Below are 25511 nucleotides of genomic sequence, written 5' to 3'. Positions count from 1 at the left end.
GACCTCAACTCCGACCTCAACTCCGACCTCAACTCCGACCTCAACTCCGACCTCAACTCCGACCTCAACTCCGACCTCAACTCCGACCTCAACTCCGACCTCAACTCCGACCTCAACTCCGACCTCAACTCCGACCTCAACTCCGACCTCGACGCCGACCTCAACTCCGACCTCGACGCCGACGCTTACACCGATTCCGCCGGACGACAACGGAGACGAGGACGACGAGGACGACCTTGACGAGGACGACCTTGCCGATGAGGGCGCTCCCGAAGGCGACCTTGACGATGAGGGTGCTCCCGAGCGCGACTTTGGCGGTGAGGGCGACCGAGAAGACTCCGGCGATCTCGGGGACCTCGGTGACTTCGGTGACCGCGGCCATCAAGGTGATCGCGAGTACCCCAGGCATGGCGGTTTCCTCGACGACTACCGGAACCCGAAGAACGCCCACGACGACGTTCCGCTCGCCCCCGCTCCCGTGCCGTCCGTGGGCGGCTTCCGGACGACGGGCTGACGCGTCCTTTCGCTGAAGGTGCCGCCCCGGCTTCCGCCGGAGCCCAGGACTGCACCCGTCGTTTCGTCACACAGACAGCGCCAGGGCGGCATCGCACGCCGAGGGCGTTTCACTCGTCTGGATGTACGCGACAGGGCGGACCCATCAGGGCGAGTGCGCGAAGCCGCGGCCGTCATGTTCAGGGGCCTGGCTACCACGGGATCGGCGACCGGCCGATCCCACGGGGGTGAGCGCCAGAGCAGTCACGCCCCCCTGCTGAGCCGTCGCTCAGCCGACGTGATCTCCATCGGTGCAGACCACGGCGTCTACCCGCGGAAATCCCCGAGCACGGGATGCCGCCAATCGATGACCGTACGGATATCCGTGTGATCACATCAGGTTGGAAGGGGGTTGGACGGGCAGACGGGATGGTTACCGGTCGCAACGGCAAAGGAGCCGGTAGTGAGTGAGTATCCGAGATCCGGCACGACTGGCCACGATCCAGGCACCCTATAACGTGCCTGGAACGCGGCCGCCGACACCGCGTCCGAGGCGAGGGAGCAGGTCCGCGACGTCGGCGGCGAGATGCGCACCCAGGCCGGCCAGGCGGTCGGTCAGCTGCGCGGACGTATCCGTGAGCAGGCGGACACGCAGAGCCGCGGCGCGGCACAGGGTGTTCGCACCTGGACCGACGACCTGACCACGATGACCGACGGCGGCAAGCCCGACAGCCCGGTGCACGGCGTGCTGCGGCAGGTCGCGGGCACCGGGCATAAGGCAGCCGACTACCTGGAGAACCGAGGGATCGGCGGCGCCGCCTCCGACGCGTAGGACTTCGCCCGCAGGCGGCCCGGTCTGTTCCTGGTCGGTGCGATCGCGGCGGGCTTCATGGCCGCGCGTCGCCAAGGCCGGCAAAGCCGCCGGCCTGTTCGGCGGCGCCGGGGTCGCCGGCTGGATGACCGCCCTGTTCCTGAGCCTCGCCCTGGTGTGGGCGCTGGACAGCGTCATCGACGCCGGGTGGGCGGGGCTCGTCGTCGCCCTGTTGTGGGGGCCGCGGCCGCCGCGATGTTCGTCCTCGGCAGGACCAGGATGCGCGAGGTCAACCCCGTGTCCGAGGAGACCGTACGGACCCTCAAGGAGGACGCTCGATGGGCACGCGATCTGAAGAACTGAAGGCGAGGACGTCGACCGGCTCACGGAGAAGACCAGCCCCGGCAGATCATCAGACGACGCGCCGACGGCATCCGCGACAGGACCCGCGACCTTACGGAGCGTGTCATGGGGACCACTGAGAAGGCCGGGGGCGGCATGCGGCAGAACCTGTCGAGCGCCACCGGCACCGTCAAGGCCGCGCCCGGCGCGGCGAGGCGCACGGTGCGGGGCAACCCGATGGCCGCGGGGCTGATCGCGTTCGGCGCGGGCGCTCTGGCCGCCGTGCTCATCCCGCAGACCATCGCCGAGCGCCGCACCGCCCGCCAGGTCGAAGAGCAGGTCGGCGAGTACGTCGAGCCGGTGGTCACCGCACTGAAGGAGTCGGCCCAGACGCTCGGCAAGGAGGCCGGCTCGACGGCGCGGGATGCCGTCCAGCACGTCAAGGAGTCGGCGCCCGACGCGGCGCAGGGAGCACGCCGAGGAGCAGACCTCCCGGTTAAGCGACCAGCACTAGAGGAAGCCCCAGGCCCCGGCGGCGATCGCGCCGGGGCAGAACTCCGAAACCGCCCGGCACCGCCCACGGGGGACCCGGAGGAGCTGTTTCCGGTGCGGAGTCGTTGGGCAGGGCCACTCGGGAACACTGTCCGAACACATACGAGCGGTGCACGCCGTCAGGGCCGCCGCTTCGCCCAACCCTTCGGCGCCATGGCGCCGCACATTCCATCTCGCCGCACGAGCGATGGATGAGAACGCACCCTTTGCATGCCGCCGTCAACCGCAGCGCCACAGGGAACATGAACCTCCAGGAGAAGATCATGACCAGTACACGGGCAGAACTCACCCGCACCCGCCTCCAGCAGGCGTCTCTCGCGGTCGGTGTCGTCTTCCTGATCGTCGGTATCCTCGGCTTCATCCCGGGGATCACGACCCAGTACAACTCCATGGGGGCCGCGGGCCACGAGTCGATGGCCATGCTGTTCGGGCTCTTCCAGGTGTCGGTGCTCCACAACATCGTCCACCTGATCTTCGGCGTCGCCGGCATCGCGATGGCGCGCACCTGGGACAGCGCCCGCCTCTTCCTCATCGGCGGCGGCATCATCTACCTCATCCTGTGGGTGTACGGCCTCATCGTCAGTCAGGAGAGCGCCGCCAACTTCGTGCCTCTGAACACCGCTGACGACTGGCTGCACTTCGTCCTGGGCGTCGTCATGATCGCGCTGGGCGTCCTGCTGTCGCGTCACCCGCACCGGGCACGGGCGTGAAAGGGCTCGCCGCAGTGGCGGCGGGTATCGGCGTCGCGCTCATCGCGCGTCGGCTGCTGAGTTCGTCGCGCGGGCCCGGTTCCAGCAGGTGGTTCACGCTCACCATTGAGTGTGAACCCGAGGAGCTGACGGGCCCCGACAGACCCGCGGCCCTCGTCCGGCTCGCGGGAAAGCACCTGATCCGGGTGTCGCCCGCCCCCGGTGGGCGAGGCGCGGAGGTCGCCATGCGGGCTGCCGGCGGCAAATCCACAGAACGGCTGCGTCAGCTCAAACGGATCATCGAGGCCCGTGAGGACGCCGTCGTCGAGGGGCAGTCCACAGGTCACCGAACCCGCTAGGCCCGCGCCGGTCTCCGCTCGCCGGTGCGGGCCTCTTTGCGTCCGCGGTGATGAGTTGGGCCTCGTTTTCGGGGGTTATTAGGGTTACCAGGAGCTCTTCGACCCCATATGAGGCGTACGCTCATTATTGAAATGCGTCGCACCGTCCAACCGGAGCGGATACGCGACGCTGTTCGTGCCGTCCAGTCCCTGCGGCTTGGTGTTCAAACACGCGAAGGACGGACAATGGACATCGGGGCGTTTCTCGAGCACCACGACGAAAGCATGCGCATCACCCCCCTGACCGCTGGGTCGGGTGTGCGGGTGGACGGCGAGCTGGACTACCGGGGCATGGTCGCGGTGATGGCGGCGCTGACCGCGGTGCGGCGAGACGACGGGCCGCCCTGTCTCGATCTGGGCGGGATCAGTTTCATCGACGTGGAGAGCCTGCGCACCCTGGAGAGCGCACAGCGGAACGGCCGCGCGCAGATCGTCTCGGTGTCCGGATGGCTGCACCGGGTCCTCGTTCGCACCGGCTGGCCCAAGTTCGGCCCGTACACGGTGGACATGGGGGCGAATGACGCCCACGTCGAAGAGAGTATGGCTCCCTGAATGATCAGTCGGCGGGTTTCGTCGCCGCAGCGATGAGGTCGGTCATCCCCCCTCGGTTGTCGATCAGTTCCCGGGCGACCGACGACAGCGTTCTGTTGTGGTCGCGGGCGTACTTGCGCAGGATGGCGAAGGCCGCGCCGACCTCGATCTGGGCCCGCTCCGCGAGCATGCCCTTGGCCTGTTCGAGGAGTACCCGGCTGTTCAGCGCGAAATGGAGCTGCTCGGTGATCACCCGGTGCTCGCGCAGTGTGCGCTCGTTCAGGATGCCGATCGTGGCCACGTCGGCCAGCGCCTGCGCCACGGTGAGGGTGTCGTCCGACAGCCCACCGGGACCGGCGTTGAACAGGCCTATCGCGCCGAGCACCTGATCACGCAGCCGCAGCGGGAAGGCGTGCACCGCCGAGAAGCCGAGTTCGCGCGCGGTGGCCGAGAACATCGGCCACCGCGACAGGTCGGCCGACAGATCGGCGCAGGTCACCGCGGTGCCGCTACGGTAGCAGTCGAAGCAGGCGCCCTCCTCTTCCTGCAACTGGAACAACTCGAGCAGCCGCACCTCCTCGCTGGAGGCGGCGACCAGGGTCAGGGTGCCGCGCGGATCGGCCAGGACGATTCCGGCGGCGTCCACATCGAAGATCTCGACGGCGCGTTCGGCCAATGACTGCAGGAAGTCGATGACGTCGAATTCGGCCACCAGGGTGTCGGCGAGTTCGACGAAAACCTGTGCCGCTCTTCGGTAGAGCATCTCTGTCACCTGCCTCAGTCCTCACTCTCTCGATTGTCCATCCACGGTTCCAGCCGCAGCGTTCGCGCCACCACGTCGTGCGCCACCTCACGCAGGCTGCGCCCCGAGACGTAGGCGTGGGCGCGGAGCCGGACGAAAGCGGTGGTCAGATCGGCGTCGATCTGGGCGGCGACCATGCCGGTCGCCTGGTGTACCTCCGCCCACCGCTCCACCTGCCCGAGTCGCGGATCGGCCGGGTCGGCGCCGAGGTGGACGAGCTGATGGGTCTGGATGAGCAGGGCAGCGTCGGCGAAGATCAGCGAGTCGCCGATCTCATCGGGGAGCAGCAGCCGGGAAGTGGCGTGGTTGATCTCCAGCACGCCGATCGTGATCGCGCCGAGCAGCAGCGGGAAGACGTGCACCGACCGGATGCCGGCCTTGACGGCCGCCGGGGCGAACACCGGCCACCGCGTGACGGTCTCCGCCGCGTCCAGATCGGGGACCAGCACGGTACGCCGGTCGGCCAGCGCGGCCAGGCCGGGGCCCTCTCCGAACGTGACCTGGAGATCGGCGGACAACTGGGCGGCGGGACTCGTCGCGGAGACCGGTTCGTACGCCGCCAGGTCCCCGGTGAGGGCGATCGTCACCCCGGTGGCGCCGAAAGCGTCGGCACACGCGTGGCAGATCGTGTCGATGGAAATAGGCCGACCGTCCGCGCGGGCATGGGCGAAGATCAGTCCCCACACTCTCGCCGTCCGTTGCTGTTCCATCAGCCTCCGCTGCCGCCGTGCGCTGATCTCGGTCAGATCAGGCCGATGTGGCGGGTCGCACAGGTTTGGGACCGGCGACGTGGCCGCCCTCGTTCTCCCAGCAGAGCGAGCCGTCACGATCCGAAGTGCCCTCGCCTGGGGGGTGGAGGATGTCAGCGGGGCGGACGCCGACCGTTCCCGCGGCGGCGGCGGCGAGCGCGGCGACGGCCTCGCCCTGCGGGGTGCCGGCGGGGATCACCAACAGAGTGACGGGCTCGGTTCCCGCGATGTTCAAAACGATCAGGTTGGGATCGCCACTGCGGAACCAGCCGACTCTGACCTGGCGGCCGGGTGCCGGGATGCGGTGCGGGATGTTGTCCCATGCCTGCAACTGCAGGCCCACCCGCAAGACGGCCCTGCCGAGCCACCGGTCGACGGCGGAGATGAGGCCGGGCAGTTCAGCCGCGGCGTCCCGGGTGTTGGGCCACCACGCCCCGTCGACGGTCCCCTTTCGGTCGAGGAGGGGATTCAGGCTGATCCGGGGCTCGGAAAGGAGCGCTGTCATCATCGTCGCCTGGCCTGTCAGGCCCTGAACACGGGCCGGAAACGTTCATCGCCGCGGGTGGCGCCGACTTGAATGCCAACGCACGAAATATCCTCGGTTCTTTTATCGTACGCCTTCTTCGAAGGCCGGCGAGAAAAATACCGTCACCAAATTCGGCGCCCGTTATAGAATTCAGCGATAATCACCGTGGTTCCGCGACCGCCGGGACGACGGGTTCCATCCAGCCGAGCCGATCGGCCAGCCGCCGGGCGGTGCTGACGACGGTGGCGATGTGTGGAGAGAAGTTCGCCTCGTGCCACAGCAGTGACCACGAGTAGTGGGTGGCGGGTTGGGTCAGGGGCCGCCAACTGGTGCCCGGTCTGTTGGAGGTGCGGAAGGAGGAGGGCACGCAGTAGAGGCAGCGGCGCTGGAGGACAAGGTCGGCGGCGGCGCGAGAGCTCTCGACGGTGCCCTCGTAGATGGTGGGCGCGAACCCGGCCGAACGGCACAGCGCGACGACGAACTGGTTGAGCTCCGGGGTCTGCGTCTCTTCACCGATCAGCAGGAGTTCGCCGGAGAGAGCGGCGACGGATACGGCGTCGAGCCCGGCGAAGCGATGATCGTCGGGTACCAGCACACCGAGCGGATCGAGCCTGATGAGCTCCGACCTCACCCTGGGCGGGGGTTGGGAGGCGGGTCCGATGCCGATGTCCAGCCGGCCGTCGGCCAGTTGCCGGTATTGCTCGGGAGTGCCCGCTTCGACCTGGTGGATCGTGATGCCGGGATGACCGAGCTGGAGTTCGCGCAGGATCTGCGGCATGGAGTCATAGCCGGCGTCGATGATGCCGACGCGCAGCGTGGGTGACGGGGCGACGGCCCCGCGCGCGGCCTGTCCGGCCCGGCCCACGTGGTCGAGAATCTGCCGCGCCTCGACGAGGAAGGCCTCGCCCGCCGGGGTCAGGCCGACGTGGTGCGTGGTGCGATCGAGCAGCCGTACGCCCAGCTCGCGCTCCAGCCTCTGGATCTGCTGGCTCAGCGCGGACTGGACGATGTGCTCGCGGGCGGCCGCCCGGCCGAAATGCAGCTCTTCGGCCAGCGTCACGAAATAGCGCAGCTGGCGTAGCTCCATACCGGCACCACTTCCCGCCCAGGCGGGACTCATTCGGTTCAACCGGCGCGGCGGCGCTGAAGGCGTTCGCGTTCGGGCCAGTGCACGTTCCCCACCCAGCCGAACCGCTCGAACAAGCGGATCACTCCGGCGGACGGGTCGATCTGGAGGCGGTCTATGCCGTGCCGGGCGCAGGTGGGCTCACTGTGGTGACCGTTGTGCCAGCTTTCGCCGAACGACAGCAGCGCCAGCGGCCACAGATTGGTCGAGCGGTCGTGGCGGCGGGTTTTGAACGGCCTGTCGCCGATCACATGGCACAGGGAGTTGACGCTCCAGGTGACGTGCTGCAACAGCGCGACGCGGATCAGCCCGGCCCAGAGGAAGGCCGTGAGGCCGCCGTACAGAGAGCCGGTGATCGCCCATCCCGCCGCGAAAGGCAGCACCAGGGACAGCGCGCACAACGCGGGAAAGGCACGGGCGACCCGGTTCATGGCCGGATCGGCCACCATGTCCGGAGCGTAGCGCTCGGCCGGGGTCGTGTCCTTGGCGAACAGCCAGCCCAGGTGGGCGTGGGCGAGCCCGCGGAGCTGCCCACGGAGATCAGTGCCGTACCGGTAGGGAGAGTGCGGATCGCCCGGCCGGTCGGTGAAGGCGTGATGGCGCCGGTGCACCGCCACCCAGTCGATCACGTTCCCCTGGAAGGCCATGGATCCGGCGACCGCCAGCGCCACGCGCAACCAGGGCCGGGCGGTGAAGGAGCCGTGGGTGAGCAGCCGGTGGAAGCCGACCGTCACCCCGAGCCCGGTGAACACGTAGAGACCTGCGGCGAGCGCCAGATCGGTGAGCGTGATCCCCCGCCCCCACGCCAGGAAGATCGCGACAGCGAGGGCGACGAACGGCACGATCACGATCGCCGCCGTCAGGCTCATCTGGGTCCGCCCAGCGGGAATGTGCTCTTCCGCACCGGGGAAGGGCGATGTGCCGTCGTAGTCCTGGCGGTGTTCCGCCGCCAGGTTGTCGATGCTCATGAGTCAACTTTCCGTCTATACCGTCCGGCGGTGCACGTAGCACCACCGCCATGTCGAACCTGGTTCCAGGGCGGCGACCACCGGATGGTCGGTCTCCTGGTAGTGGGCGCGTGCGTGACCGCCCTGCGAATCGTCTGAGCAGGCCACCCACCCGCAGGTCAGGCACACCAGCAAGCGTGCCCACTGCCGGCCCAGGGCCAGGCATTCCTCGCATATGAGTGGCCCGGGCCCCGCGGCCGGTAGCTGGTCGACGTGATCGCAGCGCGGAACCTGACCGTTCAGGCCGGCGCGATCGGTCGCGTGCGTCCCAGGTGTGTTCAGGGTCACGACGACCCCCTCACGGTGACAGCGACGCGAGCTGCGCCGACTGATCACTCCCAGTCAAGGCGCTCGGCCACCCGATGGAAACAGGCGATCCGAGCTGAGCCCATCACCCACGGCGATGACCGGGTTCGGGCGAATGTACGTGTTACGGGGCCAGCGGTGACGACCCCTTGATGGACCGGCGGGGATAACCCAGGTGATCATCCAGGACCCGCCGTGCCGAGAAAGGCGACCACCGCGTCATGACCGTCATGTTGCCGTGGGTTCTGCGGCCGCTGGCCGAGGCCGGCCGGTGGTTGTCGACGCCGTTGTCGCCCGAGGACTACCTGAGCCTGCTGGATCCGCTCTGGCCGGCCGGCGAGCTGCGGGGCCGGGTCGAAGGGGTTCATCCGGAGACGGCCGACGCGACCACCCTGGTGATCCGCCCCGGGCGCGGCTGGCGGGCACATCTCCCAGGTCAATGGGTCCGCATCGGTGTCGACATCGAAGGGCGGCGCCACTGGCGGACCTACTCGCTGTCCTCGCCCCCGCACCGGCCGGACGGCCGCATCACCATCACGGTCAAGGCGACCCCGGGCGGGTTCGTCTCCCGTCACCTCGCGAGGAGCATCACTCCAGGAACGATCGTCAGGCTGGCCGGACCGGACGGCGTGTTCGTGGTCCCCGAGCCCACACCGCCGCGCCTGCTGTTCCTGACCGCCGGCAGCGGCATCACCCCGGTGATGGCCATGCTGGGCAGCCTGCTGTCCGAGGAGATCGCGGCCGACGCCGGACACCGGCCGCCCGACGTGGTTCTGATCCACTCGGCGCCCACACCGCAGGAGGTCATCTTCGGTGACCGGCTCCGGCGGCTGGCCGCGCGGTCACCGTACCTGCGGCTGCATGAACGGCACACGCGGAGCGCGGGCCGGCTCAGGCCGGCGGACCTTGCCGGGCTCTGCCCCGATTGGACGCAGCGTGCCGTCTGGGCCTGCGGCCCGCCTGGAATGCTCGACGAACTCGCGGCCCAGTGGCCCGGCCCGGCGCGGCGGCTGCGCATCGAACGTTTCACCGAATCCCTCCTTCCGGCGGCGTCGGCCGCCGGCGCCGCGGGAGGTCGCGTGCGTTTCACTACGACCGGCCGGGAGACCGACGCCGACGGCGCGACGCCGCTGCTGACGGTCGGCGAGAACGCGGGAGTCCTCATGCCCAGTGGCTGCCGTATGGGCATCTGCCACACCTGCGTGGCCCCCCTGCGCTCCGGCCGGGTCCGCGACCTGCGCTCCGGCCTGGTCCACGGCGACGCCGGCGACCTGATCCAGACCTGCGTGTCAGCCGCCGCTGGCCCACTCGAACTGGAGCTCTGAGAGGAACGCACATGACCGCCACAGCGCATCTCACCCTGGACGACGTCGAGGAGTTCGGCCGCGAGCTGGACAAGATCCGGGAGGAGGTACTGGCCGACCTCGGCGACCGGGACGCCCGCTACATCCGCGACGTCATCGCCGTCCAGCGCAGGCTGGAAGTGGGCGGCCGGGTGATGCTGCTGGCCTCCTGGCTGCCACCCGCCTGGCTCGCCGGGACGGCGGCGCTGGCCACCGCGAAGATCCTGGAGAACATGGAGATCGGCCACAACGTCCTGCACGGGCAGTGGGACTGGATGCGCGACCCGAAGATCCACTCCACCACCTGGGAATGGGACATCGTCTGCCCGGCCGACCTGTGGAAGCACTCGCACAACTTCGTCCACCACACCTGGACCAACGTGCTCGGCAAGGATCGGGACATCGGCTACTCCGCGATGCGGATCACCCCCGAACAGGACTGGCGTCCGATCTACCTGGCCCAGCCCTTCTACAACGTGCTGCTCGCGCTCTTCTTCGAATACGGCATCGCGATCTACGACCTCGAACTCGAACGCGTCCCGTCCGGGGAGAAGACTCCGGCGGACGTCCTGGCCCAGCTGGGCGTGGTCGCCCGCAAGGTACGACGCCAGGTCGTCAAGGACTACGTCGCCTTCCCGCTGCTGGCCGGCCCGGCCTTCCTGCCCGCCCTGCTGGCCAACCTGACCGCGAACCTGGCCCGCAACGTGTGGGCGCACACCATCATCTTCTGCGGCCACTTCCCGGCCGGAGCCGAGTTCTTCACCGAGGACCGCCTCGACGGCGAGACCCGCGGCGAATGGTATGTCCGCCAGCTTCTCGGCTCCTGCAACATCGACGGCGGCCGGCTGTTCCACATCATGAGCGGCAACCTGGGCCACCAGATCGAACACCACCTGTTCCCCGACCTGCCCAGCAACCGCTACGCCGAGATCGCCCCCCGGGTCCGGGCCCTGTGCGACCGGTACGGCCTCGCCTACACCTCCGATTCCCTGGCCCGCCAGGTGGGCTCGGTGTGGAAGCGCGTCCTGCGCCTGGCACTGCCGTGACGACCTCTAGCGGGGGCGCATGGCCTCGATCAGTTCGTCCAGCGGCACTCGGGCGAACCCGACGCGGGTGTCGCTCGCTCCGTAGGGCAGCCACACGGCACCGGCGTGCAGAAGACCTCCACAGGAGTAGACGACGTTGGGGACGTAGCCTTCGCGTTCGGTCGCGTCGGCGGTGAGCAGCGCGCCGGGCAGTTCGCCGATCACGCGGTGCGGCTCCCGGGAGTCGAGCAGCAGGGCGCCGAGGGCGTAGTCGCGCATGGGTCCGACGCCATGGGTCAGGACGAGCCAGCCGAACTCCGTCTCGATGGGTGATCCGCAGTTGCCCACCTGGACCAGTTCCCAGCCGCGGCGGGGACGGTGGAGCGGGACCGGCGCTCGCCAGGTGTGGTCGGGGCCGAGCGTGCTGAGACCGACGGTCTCGCCGTCGGAGCGGCACAGGGCCAGTTCTCTTCCCCCCACCGGCCGGGGGAACAGCGCCATGCCCTTGTTGGCCGAGGCCGGACCGCGCATCGGGGTGATCTCGAAATGGCGCAGGTCATCGCTGGCGATCAGGTGAGAGTGGATGTGCCGCCCGTCGTAGGCGGTGTAGGTGGCCCGGTACGACGGCCGGCCCTCCTCGTCGCACACCCGCACGAACCGCGCGTCCTCCATGCCGTTGCTCTCGGCCGCGGTCGCCGGCCAGAGCACCCGCCGGTGGAGGGGGAGGTCTTCGGGGAAGGTCACCGCGTAGTCGGAGCTCGTCGCCCGGCGCAGTTCCTCCAGCGTCCGCCGCGTGGTGGTGCGGGTGAGCAGTTCGGCGGGCAGCCGGGCGATCGCCCGCTCGAAGTCGTCGTCGGTGAAGCGTTCCGGCATGGAGTCCAGCATGGCGGCCGAGACCTCGTTGTCCCTCGCGTCGTCGGAGAGCCCGCCCGCGAGCAGGTCACGCCGATGCCGCGTCGAGTGCCTGCGCCCGACCGACAGAGGTCCGCCCCGGTCGGTGAGGAGCAGATCGGACCCGGGGCCGAGCACGGCCGTGGCGAAGCCGATGGACGACAGGTGCCCCTCGCCGATCTGCCGCAGGCTGATCGCCACCCGGAGCCGGCCGGGGTCCAGGCCGGTCTGGTCGGGGTGCGGCACCATCGAGGGGTTGCACAGCGCGGCGCCCTCCACGGCGTATTCGTGGCTGAAATAAGCGCCCACCAGGAGGCGGGCGGGCAGGGACAACTCGGCGTGCCGGGGGACCCGATGGCGGACCAGGTCGTGGTGATGGGCGAAGATCGCCTCCAGATCATGGTGCCGGCCGCCGAACCGGAGCAGCGTGGCACGGAGCAGGTCCACGGCCGTGTCCTCGTCGAGGAGCATGATCCGCGAGATGAGCGCGGCGGCCCGCGTCCGGGTGATCGCGGCGTCCTCGCCCGGCACGAAGAGCTTGACGATCACTCTGCCCGGGTCGGGGGCGATGGCCGGAGCGAGCCGGGTGGCCAGGTCTCCGGCGGTCACGGCAGCGTCCGGGCGTGCTGCATCGTGGAGATCAGGGCGATGGTGGACTCCGCGCCCTGGTTGAGGTTGGGGCCGTGGCCGGTCAGGCCGTCGTAGCCGCCCCCGGTGACCGGGTCCCACATCAGGGCATTCGCGTCGTTGGCGCCGTAGAACCAGCCTGCGGCCCGCCGCACCTCGTCCAGCCACGAAGGGTCGCCGGTGGCGAGCGCGGCGGCGGCGCAGGCGTCGGCCAGTGCGGCCACCTCGATCGGCTGCTGGTCGTAGCGGTCTCGCGGTCCGTCCCGGCGCCAGCCGGCGGTGGGCACGACCGAGAACCGGCCGTCCCTCGTCTGGACGCCGCAGAGCCAGGTGAGCAGCCGCAGACCTCTGTCGAGCAGGTGCCGGTCGCCGCTCAGGTCCCCGGCCGCGATGAGCACTTCGGCGAGCGCGGCGTTGGCGTACGTCAGGTGGGGCTGAGGCCAGGGCCAGGAGGGATCCTCCGCGGACATGCCGACGGCCTCGGCGGCGTCCGTCAGCAGGGCCGCGGCCACGGCGCTGTCCGGGGCGGCTCGCAGGACCTCCGCCGCGCCCAGCCCCGCGAAGGCCATGGCACGAAGGTGCGAGGAGCGCCGCCCGGCTCCCGCTGCGAAGGCGGACAGGGCTTCCTCCCGGATCCATGGGGAGGCGTCGCGGGCGGCGGCGGTGCCCAGGCCCCACATGGCCCGGCCCCACCAGTCGCCGAGCCCCGGATGGTCGCGCCAGCGCCGATCGAACCCCAGGCGGTTGCGGAACGCGCCGGAGTCGTCTTGGGCGTGGGTGAGAAAGGTCAGGTAACACTCCGACAAGCGGATCAGCCGACGGGATGGGCGGGGTTCCCGGCTGACGACGACCAGGCCGCGGGCGACGTCGTCGGTGCAGTAGCCGTGATGGCGGCGGACGACGGCGTGCCGCGCGTGCTCGAACAGACCGGTGTCGTCGCTCAGCCGGATCAGGTGCCGGTAATCCGATGTGAAGGTGGTCATGGCGACATCGCGGCCGATCGCCCGGCGAGCAGTGACCCGGCCAGGCCGGCGTACCGGGCGGCGACCGCGGGCCACATCAGGGTCGGAGCAAGGGCGGGTGTCCGCCCGACGAGCTCGGCGGCCAGCCCGGGCTCCCTGAGGACACGGCGTACGGCGGCGGCGAGCGCGGCGGGGTCACGGTGGGGCACCAGCAGCCCCGGACCACCCGTGAGCAGCTCCACGGCGTGCGGGAACGAGGTGGCGACCACGGGCACGCCCGCGGCGACGGCCTCGATGAGCACACCCGAGGTGACCTGTTCCGCCGAGTCGTAGGGCAGCACGACGACGTCCGCCGAACGCACGAGCCGGCTCAGCGAATCCTGGTCCAGGTAGACGGGGTCGTGCCGGACGGACGCGGACACGCCGAGGACGTCGGCGATCTCACGCAGACCGTCGCGGTAGGACTCGCCCTCGGCCTCCAGCACCTTGGGGTGGGTCCGGCCGGCGATGGTGTAGATCGGCGACACCTCGTCGAGGAGCGCCAGCGCGCGCACCGCCCACTCGATGCCCTTGCCGGGACCCAGCAACCCCCAGGTCAGCAGATGGGGCCGGGACAGTCGCCGGGCGGGCACCCGCCTGTGGTCGGCGGTTCCATGGGGAATGAGGTGAACCTTGTCGGGGTCGACGTGATAGCCCGCCAGCAACCGGCCACGCGCGGTGTCGGTCATGGTCACGACGGCGCCGGCGGCGGCCACGATCTCCTCGAGCAGCACCCTCTGCCGGTACGTGGGCCTGGTCAGGACGGTGTGCAGCACCACGACGCTGGGCACGGCCAGCGACCGCAGCAACGGCAGGACATCCTGGCCGTCCGGCCCCGGATAGATGCCGTATTCGTGCTGGACGACCGCCACGTCGAAGTTCTCCAGGGCGGAAGCCGCCGCGCTCCATCCGTCGGGCGCTTCCGCGGCCCAGGTGTGCACGACTCCGGGCCGGGGCCGTGCGTCGTCGCCGTCCGCGGTGACCCGGACGATTCCGCCGCCGCCGAGATGGGCGGCCAGCGCGGAGTTGAAGGTCGCCAGCCCGCAGCGGGTGGGCGGATGGGTACTGAGAAAGCCATATGTGCAGGCCAACTGTCATGCCTTCCAGTAGCGCCCACACCAGGATGCATGTCGTGCGGGCTCGCTCGATGAAGAGGGCTGTACGTCGCCTGGGCGATGAATTCGCGAGCCTGTCACCGGGGGCCCGCCCTCGTGCGGGTGCCCGGCTGCCGCGATCCTCGGCGATGGCGGGATCTGCGGCAGAAACGACATTGCGAGACGTTATCGACGTCCTAACAATTCATCATATACCCGCAGATAATTAGTGACCATTTTGTGCACGCTGAATCTGTGTTCCGCCCGCGCCCGGCAGCCCACACGATCGATCGTCCCGACGCGCGCCACCGCGGCGACGGCCTCGTCGAGTGAATCCACCAGAAAGCCCGTCACACCCTGGTCCACGACCTCGGCCATGGAGCCGCGGCGGTAGGCGATGACGGGCGTTCCGCAGGCCATCGCCTCGACCACCGACAGGCCGAACGGTTCGTCGAAGTCGATGGGATGCAGGAGGGCGGCGCCGCCGCCGAGGATCTCGCCACGCCGCTCTGGGCCGACCGATCCGAGGAACCGCACCTGTTCCCCGTCGACCATCGGAGCGATCCGCTCCTCGAAATACCGCTCGTCCTGGACGATTCCGCAGATGGTCAGCGGCATGCCCGCCCGCCGGGCGATCTCGATCGCGGTGTGCGTTCCCTTGTCGGGATGAACGCGGCCGAAACTGATGAGCCGGGAACCGCCCTCGGCGGAGAAGGGGAGGGCGTCGAGATCGATGCCGTGGTGGACGGTGGCGACGTAATCCAGTTCCGGCGCACGGTCGGCGTCCGAGATGGACACGTAGGCCGATCGTGCCCGCGCATAGGCGGGCAGGATGCCCTTTCCGGAGAAGCCGTGGACGGTGGTGAGCAGCGGGGCACGGCACTGACCGGCGAAGGCCAGGGGCAACCAGTCGAGATGATTGTGGACGAGATCGAACTCGGCCGAACGCCCCAGCGCGTGGGCGACGTGCATCGCCTCCCACACGCGTCCGTCGAGCCGTGGATCGTCGGCATACCCGTGCGGACACACTCCGTCGAGCGACCCCGACGTGACCGAGTCGAGGGTGGCGAACAGGGTCACCTCGACCCCCCGGGCGACGAGCCCTTCGGCGAGCAGGCTCGTCACCTGCTCCCACGGACCGTAATGAAGCGGAGGCGTACGCCAGGCGATCGGCCCGAGCAGGGCCACCTTCACGGAGCGCCTCACGCCGGGACGATGTTCTCCACCTACGGTGATCACCCCATCTGGAAAAGCTCCAGAAATACAAAAGTGCCGTCACCGGCATGAAACCCGGTGAGGCACCTGAAGTTTTCGGAAATCACAACTGCGGCTGAAATTGACGGTAGCACGTATCACGCGGAGTCGACAGTCCGTGCCGTCGGGAAACGAAGACGGCGATTCCGTGAACCACCGTGCGGACCCTGTCGCCTGGCCGGTGATTCACGGTCGCTCATCGGTGATTCCGCTTTCCGCGTCGCACACCGGCCGAGCGCCGTCTATCCGTACAGAATCGAATACACCGTCCATTGAGCCGGCGAGCGGATTACGCCGGCTCGTGGGCGGCCGCAAGAAGCGATCCCTCTCTTGGAGAGCTTTCTCGAAACGGCTCCTCAGTTCAGAGCGTTGAACGCCTCGACCAGGGTCGGCAGGACGGCTGCCGCGAGTCCGGCCGCCATCAGGTTGAAGCGGGCGCCGACGTTGAGCGCGGCGAGGACGAAGAGAACGAACGCGATCAGGTAGCAGATCAGCTCGAACACGGCCATGTCAGGCACCTCCGAATAGGGACGCGACCGCTTCCGGGTCGGCGAGAACTTCGGTGCTGCCCACAGGTCGGCAAGTTGATCGTCTTCCCGGCGATCAATCTGGGCTCACCGGGGTCTGGGGGCATGGCGAAGCGAATCCGCTCCGCCACCCCGTCAGGACCGCACCCGATCGCCCCGGTTCAGCGCCGGCGGCCCTTGAAGACGTTCTTCGGGATGTAGCCGGTCACCACCTGCGTCCGGTCGACGACCTCGGCGTTGTGGTAGTTCACCGCGATCGAGGCGAACGAGTAGGCCTTCGGTACGGTCAGCCCTTGGGTCGTGACCAGGAAGTCCACGGTCTTCTCGACCGCGATCCGCATCGCCCGGTCGAGGTCCCAGTGGATGCCCATCATGATCCAGTGGTCGTCGGTCTCGGCCCACGGCAGTTCGGTCGTCGTGTTCTTGATCACGGTGATGCGGAACGTCCCGGACAGCGAGTGTTCGACCGCCGTGCCGCTGACCTCGCCGTCGCCCTGGCAGCTGTGCGGGTCGCCGATGAAGATCTGCGCTCCCGGCTGGAAGACCGGCAGGTAGAGGGTCGTGCCGACGTTGAGGTCGCGGACGTCCATGTTGCCGCCGAACTTGCCCGGAGGCGTCGAGTTCTGCACGCCGGTGGCGGGTGGCGGCTCGTTCTCGGTGTTGCCGATGAACTCGCCGGTGGGCGAGGCGACCGCGATGATGCCCATGAACTTGTGGGTCGGGATGATGATGTCGTCGGCGAAGAAGACGACCTCTTCGCCGCGGTGCATGCCGGTCCGGTAAAGGTGGGTGCGGACGTCGGGCCAGACGCCGGCCGGGAGGTCGGGCGGGATGACGGCGGGGATGTCGAGGCCCTGGTCGCCCTCGCGCCAACCCGGGTAGAACGTCGCCATGACGCCGCCGGTCGGGGCGGTGTTGTTGAAGCCGTAGGGGACCCGGGTGTCGACGTCCAGGATGTCGATCGCGATGGTGTCGCCCGGCTCCGCGCCTTCGACGTAGATGGGGCCGGTCAGGACGTGGCCGCCGTACCGTCTGCCGGTGGCCTCGCGTTCGGGGAGGGTCTGCCAGAAGGCGATGCCGTCGGGGAGGATCTCCTTCGGGTTCACCCCGAAGGCGCCGAAGTAGTCGTGCGGGTGGATGGCGGGGTTGGTGAAGCCCTGGTGGGAGAGGGTGTCGACGCGGACGGTCTGGCCTGACCTCATCGTGAGGCCGGGGGTCCAGCCGATCGGGTAGCCGCCCCAGTGCAGTTTGTCCGGGGTGGATCTGAGGTGGTGGTCCCACTTCACGGGTTTCGGGTGGCCCTTGTCACCGGGCGACGCCTTGGCGGGGGCGGGGAGGGTGGCCGCGAAGGTCGCGGCCAGGCCGGCGGCCAGCAGGCTGCGGCGGCTCGCCGAGCTCCAGTGGTTGGTGGAAATGGTGAACTCCCATCCGTGGCACGAGCTCTCGGGGGGCTCGGATGTGGCTCCACAGTGACCGGCGGGTGTTTCGACCGGTTATCGGTCGTGCAAAATCCGGTCAGTCGTCCGCAGGTTCCGCACGGGTGATGAGGGAGATCACCAGTCATCCCTGGCTTTCCCGTCCCCCGGCGTCGGCTGTCGCAGCGCGGCGTTGATCTACCCCGCGGGCGACTGCGCGACACCAGGTCACCCCGGCGACGAGCAGGGCGGCGGCCGCGTAGGCGGCCGTGCCCATGTCGGTCACGTAGGCGACCGCCCCGGCCGCGGCGACGCCGAGCCATTCCCACCGCCCGTCGAGCGCGACCAGGGCGACGACCAGCAGGGCGTACCAGGAGTAGCCGGGGGTGAGCAGCAGGAAGGCGGTGCCCGTGACGGTCAGCGCGCCGGTCCAGGGCCGTTCGGGGTCGCCTTTGATCATCGTGTACGCCGCCACGCAGCCCATCACCACGACGACGACCGGCAACGCCCAGGCGTCGGGGAGCAACCATCTGACGAGGGAGTAGCGGCCGTCGGAGGCGTCCTGGTAGCCCTCTTCGGCCGTGTATCCGGCGAGGTAGCCGAACACCGACGCCTTCGAGGCCAGCAGGTAGGGCAGGTAGGCGGCTGCCACCACCGCCCCAGCCGGCACGAGGACCGCCAGGGCGTCGCGCGGTCGGCGTACCCGGGAAAGAACGCCGGGCAGCAGCAGCGCGGGCAGGAACTTCGCGGCGACGGCCGCGCCCAGCAGCGCTCCCCCGGCGACGCGGCGGCGGGCCACGACCACGATCCCGGCGACGGCCAGCAGGACGGCGAGCACGTCGGCGTGGGCGTTGTTGACCGCCTCGACCGGCACCGCCGGGCACCACGCCCACAGGGACGCGGCTCGGGCCCCGGCGACGCGGACCAGCAGCGACGTCGTCGCCAGGGCCAGCAGCAGGCCGCCGAGCTGCAGCGGTTTGTTGCGGGAGCCAGAGGGCGACAGCGTGTGCACGGCCAGGAAGTAGGCCTCGGCCACCGGTGGATAGATGGTCGGCACGGTGGGGCGGTTGATGCGGGTGCAGCCGCCCTCCGGGAGCCACGACAGGTAGGTCTGGGAGCAGACGGAGCGATCCGGGAACAACCATTCGTCGCGCAGGTCGGTCAGGGCGCGGTCGGCCGGAGGATGGTCGTAGGGGGAGACGCCGGCGGCCTGGACGCGGCCGTCCCAGGCGTAGCGGTAGGAGTCGGTGCTGGTCCGGGGGCCGTCCAGGAGACCGGTCGCCCCTACGGCGAGGCCGCCCGCGATCACCAGCGCGGCGGCCCGGCGGGCGGGCACGCGGCGCAGCGACCACGCCGCCGCCGCGAACAGCACCCAGCACACGGCGTACCAGGCGGTCAGGCCGGCCGGGTCGGCGAGTTGCCCGGCACGGGTGACCGCACAGGCCACGGCGGCGACCAGGGCGGCGAGCAGGACGACGGTGAGCCTCACTCCGCCACCCTGGCCCGCGCGCCGCCAGAAGAGATCCCCGTGCGGCCGGACGTCCGGGTTTCGTAAGGTGTCCGGCCCCTCTGATCGGGGCCGCGGCGCGGTTGCATGGGAGCCATGAGATCCGCGCTTCCGCAGTTCAGAGGGCGGTTGCACGACCCCCGCACCGCCGTGGCGATCGGCCGCTGGCTCGGGGCGGCGATCGTCGTGTGCTTCCTGACCGGGCTGATCAGCCACGTCCTCCAGCACCCGCCCGGCTGGGCGGCCGGTCTGCTGCCGACCCGGCCCGTGTGGGGCTACCGGCTGACGCAGGGATTGCACGTCGCCTCGGGGCTGGCGGCGATCGTCCTGGTCATGGCGAAACTGTGGACGGTCTACCCCCGGCTGTTCGCCTGGCCGCCGTTCCGGTCGCTCACCCACCTGGTCGAGCGGCTGACGATCGCCCTGCTCGTCGCCGCGACGGTGTTCGAGCTGTTCACCGGGCTGATCAACATCTTGCAGTGGTATCCGTGGCCGTTCTCGTTCACCCAGGCCCACTACGCCGTCGCCTGGATCGTGGCCGGGTCGCTGCTGCTCCACCTGGCCGTGAAGGCGCCGCTGATCAGAGCCCACTGGAGGAGGAAGACGTCCGACGTGGACGCGGCCGACCGCCGGGCCCTGCTCGCCGGGGTCGGCGCGGCCGTGGGCGCCGTCACCCTGACGACCGTCGGGCAGGCGTTCACCCCGTTGCGCGCCTTCGACCTGCTCGCGCCCCGCAACCCCGACAACGCGACCCAGGGTGTGCCCGTCAACCGGACGGCCGCCGCCGCCCAGGTCACCCACGCCTCGGCCGCGGACTGGGCGCTGGAGGTGGGCGGGCCGGCCCCGTACCGGATCAGCCTGGCGGAGCTGACCGCCCTGCCGCAGCGGCGGGTGCGCCTGCCGATCGCCTGCGTCGAAGGATGGAGCGTCGACGCCTGGTGGACCGGCGTGCCGATCCGCGACCTGCTGGCACGGGCGGGCATACCGCCGGGCACGGCGGTGCGGGTGACGTCGATGGAGGTGTGGGGCTACTACCGGACCACGGCGATGCCCGCCCCGTACGCCGACGACCCCCAGACCCTCCTCGCGCTGCGCCTCAACGACGAGGTGCTCTCGCTCGACCACGGTTATCCGGCTCGGATCATCGCTCCCAACCGGCCGGGTGTATTGCAGACCAAGTGGGTCTCCCGGCTGGAGGTGCTGTGAGGATCACGCTGGGCGCGGCCGGGGTCGCGCTGATCACGGTCGGACTGTTCCTCCTGCTGCCGCTGCCGGGACTGTGGGGCGTCGTCGTCGGGTTCGCCGGCGCGATCGCCCTGCACGACGTCGTCATCGGCCCCTTGGTCCTGCTGGCCGGGTTGCTGGTGGCGCGGTTGCCCGACCGGGCGGTGGTGCGCGGGGCACTGATCACCATGGGGGCGCTCGTCCTGATCACGGTGCCCGTGCTGCTGCGCCCCGGCCCGCCGCCGAACCCGACCCTGCTCGCCCAGCCCTACGGGCTCAACCTGCTGATCTGCCTGGTTGCAGTCGCCGTGGTCGCGGTCGTGCTGGTGCTGGTCCGGCGTCGGCGCTGACCAGTTCGACGAACCGTCGTCCGGCGACCGACCAGTCGTCGACGGGCGACCAGCCCGCCGTGGCGGCGTGTCTCACGAGGGCCGCCGGGCCGACCCTGGCCCAGCGGAACGGGGCGCCGAGACCGCCACGGCCGTCGTCGAGGCGGACCTCGTGGTGGTCGTCCACCTCGACGGGGTCGGCCTCGGCGATCAACCGGCCGTTCGGGGCGGTCAGTTCGGCCATGCGGCGCAGCAGGGCGACCGGGTCGCCGCCGATGCCGATGTTGCCGTCGACGAGCAGGGCCGTGGTCCAGCGGCCCGCCCCCGGAAGCGGGTCGAACACCGACCGGCACAGGGCCATGCCGCCCCGGCTGCGTGTTCCGGCGACGGCCGCCGGGCTGATGTCGACGCCGAGCGTGCGGTGGCCCTGTTCGGCCAGGGCGGCGACCAGGCGGCCGGGCCCGCAGCCGACGTCCAGGACCGCACCTCGGCACCGCGCCAGCACCGACCAGTCAGCGGCGTCCGCGACCGCGCACCAGCGCTCGACGTCGAGGGGGAACCGCCTGCCGTCCGCGCGGCGCAGGAACAGCGGGCCGCGTCCGGCCCGCAGGGCGAGGGCATAAGGGTCGTCGTGCCAGGTCACCGCAGGGCCGCCGAGAGTGCCAGGTGTGCTCGGGCGAACCGGGTCCAGGGCGCCTGGGCGGCCACTTCCCGGGCGTCGGCGGCGGTGTCGACGTCGCGCAGGGCCGGGAGTTCGCCGACCTTCAGGTGCCGTAACCGGGCGCGTTGCGCGGAGCCGGTCTGCGGCACCGACATCGGCACGCCGAGCAGCAGCGCCGGGTCGGGGTCCCGGAGGCCGAGGGCCCAGAAGCCGCCGTCGTCGGCCGGGCCGAACCAGGCGTCGTACCGGCTGAAATCCAGGGCGGGTTCGAGCAGACCGGGGGTGACCTGCGGGGTGTCCATGCCGATCAGCAGGGCCGGCCCGGCGCAGGCGGCGAACGCGGCGGCCAGGCGTTCGTCCAGGCCTCCGCCGCACTGCGGCCGGATCTCCAGGCCCGGTGGCGTCCAGGGGCCGGGAGAGCCGTCGAGCACGAGCACCCGGCGGTCGGCCGGTGTGTCCATCAGCGCGGAGAGGGTGTCGGCCAGGGACGCCTCGGCCAGCGCCGCCGCCTCGGACGGGGTGAACGGCGGGGTCAGCCGGGTCTTCACCCGGCCCGGCACCGGCTCCTTGGCGATCACGAGCAGGGTCGTCATCGGGCCAGCACCTTCCGCATGTCCATGACCGCCTGGAACGTTCCCCGCCAGGTGCCGGTGACCTTGGACTTCCCGCTGCGGGGCAGGTAGGGCACGTCGACCTCGCGGATGCGCCAGCCCTCGTCGGCGGCGCGCACCACCATCTCCAGCGGGTAGCCGCTGCGCCGGTCGGTGAGGTCCAGCTTGAGCAGCGCCTCGCGCCGGGCCGCCCGCAGCGGGCCGAGGTCCCTGAGCCGCACGCCGGTCCGGCGTCTGACGAGATGCGACAACACCCGGTTCCCGGCCCGCGCGTGCGCGGGCCACACCCCGCGCGACTTCGGGCGGCGGCGTCCCAGCACCAGGTCGTCGCCTGCTTCCAGCTTCTGTACGAACCCCGTCAGCAGCCCTGGATCGAGCGAGGCGTCACAGTCGCAGAAACAGACGACGTCCGCCGTCGCCGCCACGAGCCCCGCGTGACAGGCCGCCCCGAACCCGCGCCGGGACTCAGGCACCACGGTCGCGCCCAGGGAGCGGGCGATCTCGGCCGATCCGTCGGTCGACCCGTTGTCCACGACGAGGGCGCGCCACCCGGGCGGGATGCGTTCCAGCACCCACGGCAGGGCCTCGGCCTCGTCCAGACAGGGCAGCACGACGTCCACTGTTGGTTGGATCACACCCGCCACCGTAGGAAGAACCGGGCCGGATTTCGGCCGTGGAGTCCTTACGAAACGCGGACGCCGTCCGTTATGCCTGCTCTCAGATGTCAGGCTGGGCTCATGAGGATCCTGGTCGTGGAGGACGACCCGACCGTCGCCGGTGTCGTCTCCGACTACCTGCTGCGCGCCGGCCACACCGTCGACCGGGCCGCCGACGGCCCCACCGGGCTCGACCGCGCCCTCGGGGGCGGGCCCGACCTGGTGGTGCTCGACCTGATGCTGCCCGGCCTCGACGGGCTGGAGGTCTGCCGGCGGCTGCGCGCCGCGAGCCCCGTCCCGGTGATCATGCTGACCGCCCGGGGCGAGGAGGACGACCGGATCGCCGGGCTGGAGGTGGGCGCCGACGACTACGTCACCAAACCGTTCAGCCCCCGTGAGCTGGTGCTGCGCGTCGAGTCGGTGCTGCGGCGCAGCCGGGCGGCCGTCCCGGCCGTGCGCGGGCCGCTGGGCGCGGCCGGGATCACGCTCGACCCGGAGACGCACCGCGCCGCCAAGGACGGGGTCGAGCTGGCGCTGACGTTGCGTGAGTTCGACCTGCTGGCCCACTTCCTGTCGCATCCCTATCGGGCGCACACCCGCGAGGAGCTGATGCGGGAGGTGTGGGGGTGGGACTTCGGCGACCTGTCGACGGTGACCGTCCACGTCAGACGGTTGCGCGGCAAGATCGAGGACGATCCGGCCCAGCCCCGTCTGATCCACACGGTGTGGGGGGTCGGCTACCGCTTCGACCCCGGGTTCGATCAGGGGCGGCCGGAATGAAGGACGTGCTGCTCATCGCGTTGTTCGCGCTCGGCGGGGCGGCGCTGGCCGGGCTCGCGGGGGCGGGCGTGCTGATGTTCCTGCGGCGGCGTTCGGTGGCCGTCTCGCTGATCGTGGTGGCGGTCGTCGCGGTCACCGCCATGCTCGCCGGGACGCTGTCGGTCGCCTGGGCGATGTTCCTGTCGCCCCACGACCTCTGGGTGATGACGCTGGTGGTCGCGATGGCCGCCGTGGTGTCGCTGGCGACCGCGCTGGTGCTGGGCCGGTGGGTGGTCGCCCGCAGCCGCGACCTGGCGCGGGCCGCCCGCGACTTCGGCGACGGCGGCGACTTCGCCGCGCCTGCCGCCCCGGCCACCGCCGAACTGGATGACCTCGCCCGGGAACTGGCCGCCACCAGCGAGAAGCTGGCCGCCTCCCGGCAGCGGGAGAGGGCGCTTGAGGCGTCGCGGCGTGAGCTGGTCGCCTGGATCTCCCACGACCTGCGCACCCCGCTCACCGGCCTGCGCGCGATGGCCGAGGCCCTGGAAGACGGCGTCGCCGCCGATCCGGGCCGTTACCACCGGCAGATCCGGGCCGAGGTCGAGCGGCTGACCGCGATGGTCGGCGACCTGTTCGAGTTGTCGCGCATCCACGCGGGGGCGTTCACCCCCGTGCCGAGCCGGATGTCGCTGCGCGACCTGGCCGCCGACGCGCTGCTGGGGGCCGGGCCGCTGGCCGACGAGCGCGGGGTGCGGCTGGTGGGCGAGGAGATCGACCACGTGCCGGTGGAGGTCGACGGCAAGGAGATGACCCGTGTGCTGGCCAACCTGCTGGTCAACGCCATCAGGCACACCCCGGCCGACGGCACGGTCGCGGTGAGCGCCACCCGGCGCGGCGACAGCGCGGTCCTGGCGGTCACCGACGCGTGCGGCGGCATCCCGGCCGACGACCTGCCCCGGGTCTTCGACACCGGCTGGCGCGGCACCGCCGCCCGCACCCCGCCCGCCGGGGCCGGGCTCGGGCTGGCGATCGTGCGCGGCATCGTCGAGGCCCACGCGGGACGGGCGGACGTGCGCAACGTGCCGGGTGGTTGCCGGTTCGAGGTCACCCTGCCGCTGGTGACCTGAGGGGAGCGCGGGCGAACTCCGCGACCCCGTCGGCGAACGCCACCTCCGGCTTCCAGCCCAGCGCCGCGCGCGCCCGGGAGGAGTCGGCGGTGACGTGCCGCACGTCGCCCAGCCGGTAGTCGCCCGTGACGACCGGCATCGGCCCGCCGAACGCCTCGGCCAGGGCGGCGGCCATCTCACCGACCGTGTGCGGGTCGCCGCTGCCGACGTTGTAGGCGGTGTGGCCCGCTCCCTCGATGGTGGTGAGCGCCGCCACGTTGGCCCGCGCGACGTCTCCCACGTGGACGAAGTCGCGGCGCTGCCCGCCGTCCTCGAAGACCGTGGGCGCCTCGCCGCGCTCCAGCGCCGACCGGAAGAACGAGGCCACCCCGGCGTAGGGGGTGTCCCTGGGCATGCCCGGCCCGTAGACGTTGTGATAGCGCAGCGACACCGCCCGGCCGCCGGTCGCCCGCGCCCACGAGGCGGCCAGGTGTTCCTGGGCGAGTTTGGTGGTGGCGTAGACGTTGCGCGGATCGACCGGCGCATCCTCGGAGACCAGGCCGGGAAGCAGCCCGGCGCCGCAACGCGGGCAGCGGGGCTCGAACCGCCCCGCCGCCAGGTCGGCGACCGCCCGGGGACCGGGCCGCACCACGCCGTGGACCGCACAGGTGTAACGGCCCTCTCCGTAAACGACCATGGATCCCGCCTGAACCAGCCGGGTCACCCCCGCGCGCGCCATCGCGGCCAGGAGCACGGCGGTGCCCAGGTCGTTGCACGACACGTAGTCGGGCGCGTCGCCGAAGTCCGTGCCGAGCCCGACCATGGCCGCCTGGTGACAGACCACGTCCACCCCGCGCAGCACCTCTGCCACCGCCGCCGCGTCCCGCACGTCTCCCCGGACGAACTCCGCGTCGGGGTGGACGGCTGGGACCAGGGCGTCGAACACGACCGGTTCATGGCCGGCGGCGGTCAGGGCGGTGACGACGTGCGAGCCGATGAACCCGGCTCCTCCGGTGACGAGTACGCGCATGCCCGCGACGCTACGGAATCCGGCGAGCCCGGCGGGCTTCGCGGGGCCCGGCGTAAGACTTTCGTCATGACCGGAAAAACCCCGACATAAGGGTGTCGCCATGGCCTGCGAAGGTGGGCG

At 70.7% G+C, this 25511-nt stretch carries 30 protein-coding genes; 13 read left to right on the top strand and 17 right to left on the bottom strand.

The annotated features are described in order from the left end of the window. From GT755_RS38630 to GT755_RS19620, 7 genes are all read left to right on the top strand, one after another. Positions 1-240, top strand: a 240-nt coding sequence (locus GT755_RS38630; protein WP_202610212.1) for a hypothetical protein, incomplete at its 5' end; no start/stop codon positions are given. Between the two features lie 838 nt (positions 241-1078). Further along, a complete protein-coding gene (locus tag GT755_RS19640) occupies positions 1079-1324 on the top strand; it encodes a hypothetical protein (protein WP_161481108.1) in 246 nt (81 codons plus the stop codon). Between the two features lie 124 nt (positions 1325-1448). Then, on the top strand, positions 1449-1658 hold the full coding sequence (locus GT755_RS41595; protein ID WP_407929416.1) for a phage holin family protein: 210 nt from the start codon (positions 1449-1451) through the stop codon (positions 1656-1658). A gap of 113 nt (positions 1659-1771) precedes the next feature. Beyond that, on the top strand, positions 1772-2392 hold the full coding sequence (locus GT755_RS19635) for a hypothetical protein (protein ID WP_161481107.1): 621 nt from the start codon (positions 1772-1774) through the stop codon (positions 2390-2392). Positions 2393-2460: 68 nt separating this feature from the next. Next, positions 2461-2907, top strand: a complete 447-nt coding sequence (locus GT755_RS19630) for a DUF4383 domain-containing protein (protein ID WP_030455050.1) — start codon at positions 2461-2463, stop codon at positions 2905-2907. Further along, positions 2904-3245: a hypothetical protein gene (locus GT755_RS19625; protein WP_161481106.1), complete on the top strand. Its 342-nt coding sequence runs from the start codon at positions 2904-2906 to the stop codon at positions 3243-3245. Before GT755_RS19630 ends, GT755_RS19625 begins: the two co-directional genes overlap by 4 nt. 225 nt (positions 3246-3470) lie before the next feature. Beyond that, the gene (locus GT755_RS19620) at positions 3471-3836 is read left to right on the top strand and encodes an STAS domain-containing protein (RefSeq protein WP_161481105.1); all 366 of its coding nucleotides are present in this window, start codon (positions 3471-3473) and stop codon (positions 3834-3836) included. A gap of 4 nt (positions 3837-3840) precedes the next feature. Here the strand turns inward: GT755_RS19620 and GT755_RS19615 are convergent, their stop codons facing one another. The 6 genes from GT755_RS19615 to GT755_RS41220 form a co-directional block, all read right to left on the bottom strand. Next, positions 3841-4578, bottom strand: coding sequence for a GAF and ANTAR domain-containing protein (locus GT755_RS19615; RefSeq protein ID WP_161481104.1), 738 nt, complete (start codon positions 4576-4578; stop codon positions 3841-3843). A gap of 14 nt (positions 4579-4592) precedes the next feature. Next, positions 4593-5303: an ANTAR domain-containing protein gene (locus tag GT755_RS19610; RefSeq protein WP_161481103.1), complete on the bottom strand. Its 711-nt coding sequence runs from the start codon at positions 5301-5303 to the stop codon at positions 4593-4595. 61 nt (positions 5304-5364) lie between these two features. Further along, positions 5365-5871, bottom strand: a complete 507-nt coding sequence (locus GT755_RS19605; protein ID WP_161481102.1) for a DUF5994 family protein — start codon at positions 5869-5871, stop codon at positions 5365-5367. A gap of 181 nt (positions 5872-6052) precedes the next feature. Further along, a complete protein-coding gene (locus GT755_RS19600; protein WP_161481101.1) occupies positions 6053-6979 on the bottom strand; it encodes a LysR family transcriptional regulator in 927 nt (308 codons plus the stop codon). Positions 6980-7017: 38 nt separating this feature from the next. After that, a complete protein-coding gene (locus GT755_RS19595; RefSeq protein ID WP_161481100.1) occupies positions 7018-7986 on the bottom strand; it encodes an acyl-CoA desaturase in 969 nt (322 codons plus the stop codon). Between the two features lie 15 nt (positions 7987-8001). Further along, on the bottom strand, positions 8002-8313 hold the full coding sequence (locus tag GT755_RS41220; protein WP_328794419.1) for a UBP-type zinc finger domain-containing protein: 312 nt from the start codon (positions 8311-8313) through the stop codon (positions 8002-8004). Between the two features lie 239 nt (positions 8314-8552). Between GT755_RS41220 and GT755_RS19585 the strand changes: the two genes are divergently transcribed. Together GT755_RS19585 and GT755_RS19580 are read left to right on the top strand one after the other, a co-directional pair. Beyond that, entirely contained in the window at positions 8553-9656 is a 1104-nt protein-coding gene (locus tag GT755_RS19585; protein ID WP_202610211.1) for a ferredoxin reductase, read from the top strand. Between the two features lie 11 nt (positions 9657-9667). Next, the gene (locus GT755_RS19580) at positions 9668-10720 is read left to right on the top strand and encodes a fatty acid desaturase family protein (RefSeq protein ID WP_030455040.1); all 1053 of its coding nucleotides are present in this window, start codon (positions 9668-9670) and stop codon (positions 10718-10720) included. 6 nt (positions 10721-10726) lie between these two features. On the opposite strand, the gene GT755_RS19575 is transcribed toward GT755_RS19580, so the two are convergent. The 7 genes from GT755_RS19575 to GT755_RS19545 form a co-directional block, all read right to left on the bottom strand. Continuing rightward, positions 10727-12199 carry a glycoside hydrolase family 130 protein gene (locus GT755_RS19575; RefSeq protein WP_161481099.1) on the bottom strand — a complete coding sequence of 491 codons (1473 nt, stop codon included), beginning with the start codon at positions 12197-12199 and terminating at the stop codon, positions 10727-10729. Beyond that, positions 12196-13200 carry a glycosyltransferase gene (locus GT755_RS19570; RefSeq protein ID WP_161481098.1) on the bottom strand — a complete coding sequence of 335 codons (1005 nt, stop codon included), beginning with the start codon at positions 13198-13200 and terminating at the stop codon, positions 12196-12198. Before GT755_RS19570 ends, GT755_RS19575 begins: the two co-directional genes overlap by 4 nt. Beyond that, on the bottom strand, positions 13197-14309 hold the full coding sequence (locus GT755_RS19565) for a glycosyltransferase (RefSeq protein WP_161481097.1): 1113 nt from the start codon (positions 14307-14309) through the stop codon (positions 13197-13199). Before GT755_RS19565 ends, GT755_RS19570 begins: the two co-directional genes overlap by 4 nt. 189 nt (positions 14310-14498) lie before the next feature. After that, the gene (locus GT755_RS19560; RefSeq protein ID WP_161481096.1) at positions 14499-15506 is read right to left on the bottom strand and encodes a glycosyltransferase family 4 protein; all 1008 of its coding nucleotides are present in this window, start codon (positions 15504-15506) and stop codon (positions 14499-14501) included. A gap of 416 nt (positions 15507-15922) precedes the next feature. Beyond that, the gene (locus tag GT755_RS19555) at positions 15923-16075 is read right to left on the bottom strand and encodes a hypothetical protein (protein WP_156045979.1); all 153 of its coding nucleotides are present in this window, start codon (positions 16073-16075) and stop codon (positions 15923-15925) included. 179 nt (positions 16076-16254) lie between these two features. Further along, positions 16255-17379 (bottom strand): acetamidase/formamidase family protein, encoded by a 1125-nt coding sequence (locus GT755_RS19550; protein ID WP_161481095.1) that lies wholly within the window; start codon positions 17377-17379, stop codon positions 16255-16257. A gap of 274 nt (positions 17380-17653) precedes the next feature. Continuing rightward, on the bottom strand, positions 17654-18997 hold the full coding sequence (locus tag GT755_RS19545; protein WP_161481094.1) for a glycosyltransferase 87 family protein: 1344 nt from the start codon (positions 18995-18997) through the stop codon (positions 17654-17656). Between the two features lie 114 nt (positions 18998-19111). Between GT755_RS19545 and GT755_RS19540 the strand changes: the two genes are divergently transcribed. Both GT755_RS19540 and GT755_RS19535 read left to right on the top strand, forming a co-directional pair. Beyond that, on the top strand, positions 19112-20221 hold the full coding sequence (locus GT755_RS19540) for a molybdopterin-dependent oxidoreductase (RefSeq protein ID WP_202610210.1): 1110 nt from the start codon (positions 19112-19114) through the stop codon (positions 20219-20221). Beyond that, complete coding sequence (locus GT755_RS19535) at positions 20218-20589, top strand: hypothetical protein (RefSeq protein ID WP_161481092.1); 372 nt, start codon at positions 20218-20220, stop codon at positions 20587-20589. The genes GT755_RS19540 and GT755_RS19535 overlap by 4 nt, the downstream gene beginning before the upstream one ends. Here GT755_RS19535 and GT755_RS40640 read toward each other — a convergent pair. The 3 genes from GT755_RS40640 to GT755_RS19520 are packed head-to-tail and all read right to left on the bottom strand — an operon-like array spanning position 20516 to position 22475. Further along, the gene (locus GT755_RS40640; RefSeq protein WP_285585186.1) at positions 20516-21211 is read right to left on the bottom strand and encodes a class I SAM-dependent methyltransferase; all 696 of its coding nucleotides are present in this window, start codon (positions 21209-21211) and stop codon (positions 20516-20518) included. The genes GT755_RS19535 and GT755_RS40640 overlap by 74 nt on opposite strands. Next, positions 21208-21822, bottom strand: a complete 615-nt coding sequence (locus GT755_RS19525) for a TIGR04282 family arsenosugar biosynthesis glycosyltransferase (RefSeq protein WP_161481091.1) — start codon at positions 21820-21822, stop codon at positions 21208-21210. Before GT755_RS19525 ends, GT755_RS40640 begins: the two co-directional genes overlap by 4 nt. Beyond that, a complete protein-coding gene (locus GT755_RS19520; RefSeq protein WP_328794418.1) occupies positions 21819-22475 on the bottom strand; it encodes a glycosyltransferase family 2 protein in 657 nt (218 codons plus the stop codon). Before GT755_RS19520 ends, GT755_RS19525 begins: the two co-directional genes overlap by 4 nt. Before the next feature lie 102 nt (positions 22476-22577). On the opposite strand from GT755_RS19520, the gene GT755_RS19515 reads away from it, so the two are divergent. Beyond that, entirely contained in the window at positions 22578-23276 is a 699-nt protein-coding gene (locus GT755_RS19515; RefSeq protein WP_235966860.1) for a response regulator transcription factor, read from the top strand. Next, positions 23273-24382, top strand: coding sequence for a sensor histidine kinase (locus tag GT755_RS19510; RefSeq protein ID WP_161481088.1), 1110 nt, complete (start codon positions 23273-23275; stop codon positions 24380-24382). The genes GT755_RS19515 and GT755_RS19510 overlap by 4 nt, the downstream gene beginning before the upstream one ends. Here GT755_RS19510 and GT755_RS19505 read toward each other — a convergent pair. Next, positions 24360-25391, bottom strand: a complete 1032-nt coding sequence (locus GT755_RS19505) for an NAD-dependent epimerase/dehydratase family protein (protein WP_161481087.1) — start codon at positions 25389-25391, stop codon at positions 24360-24362. The two genes, GT755_RS19510 and GT755_RS19505, sit on opposite strands and share 23 nt — an antisense overlap. Positions 25392-25511 lie beyond the last annotated feature (120 nt).

It is taken from the genome of Herbidospora solisilvae (genome assembly GCF_009901565.1).
Classification (GTDB): domain Bacteria; phylum Actinomycetota; class Actinomycetes; order Streptosporangiales; family Streptosporangiaceae; genus Herbidospora; species Herbidospora solisilvae.
This window is presented reverse-complemented; position numbering and strand designations above follow the sequence as displayed.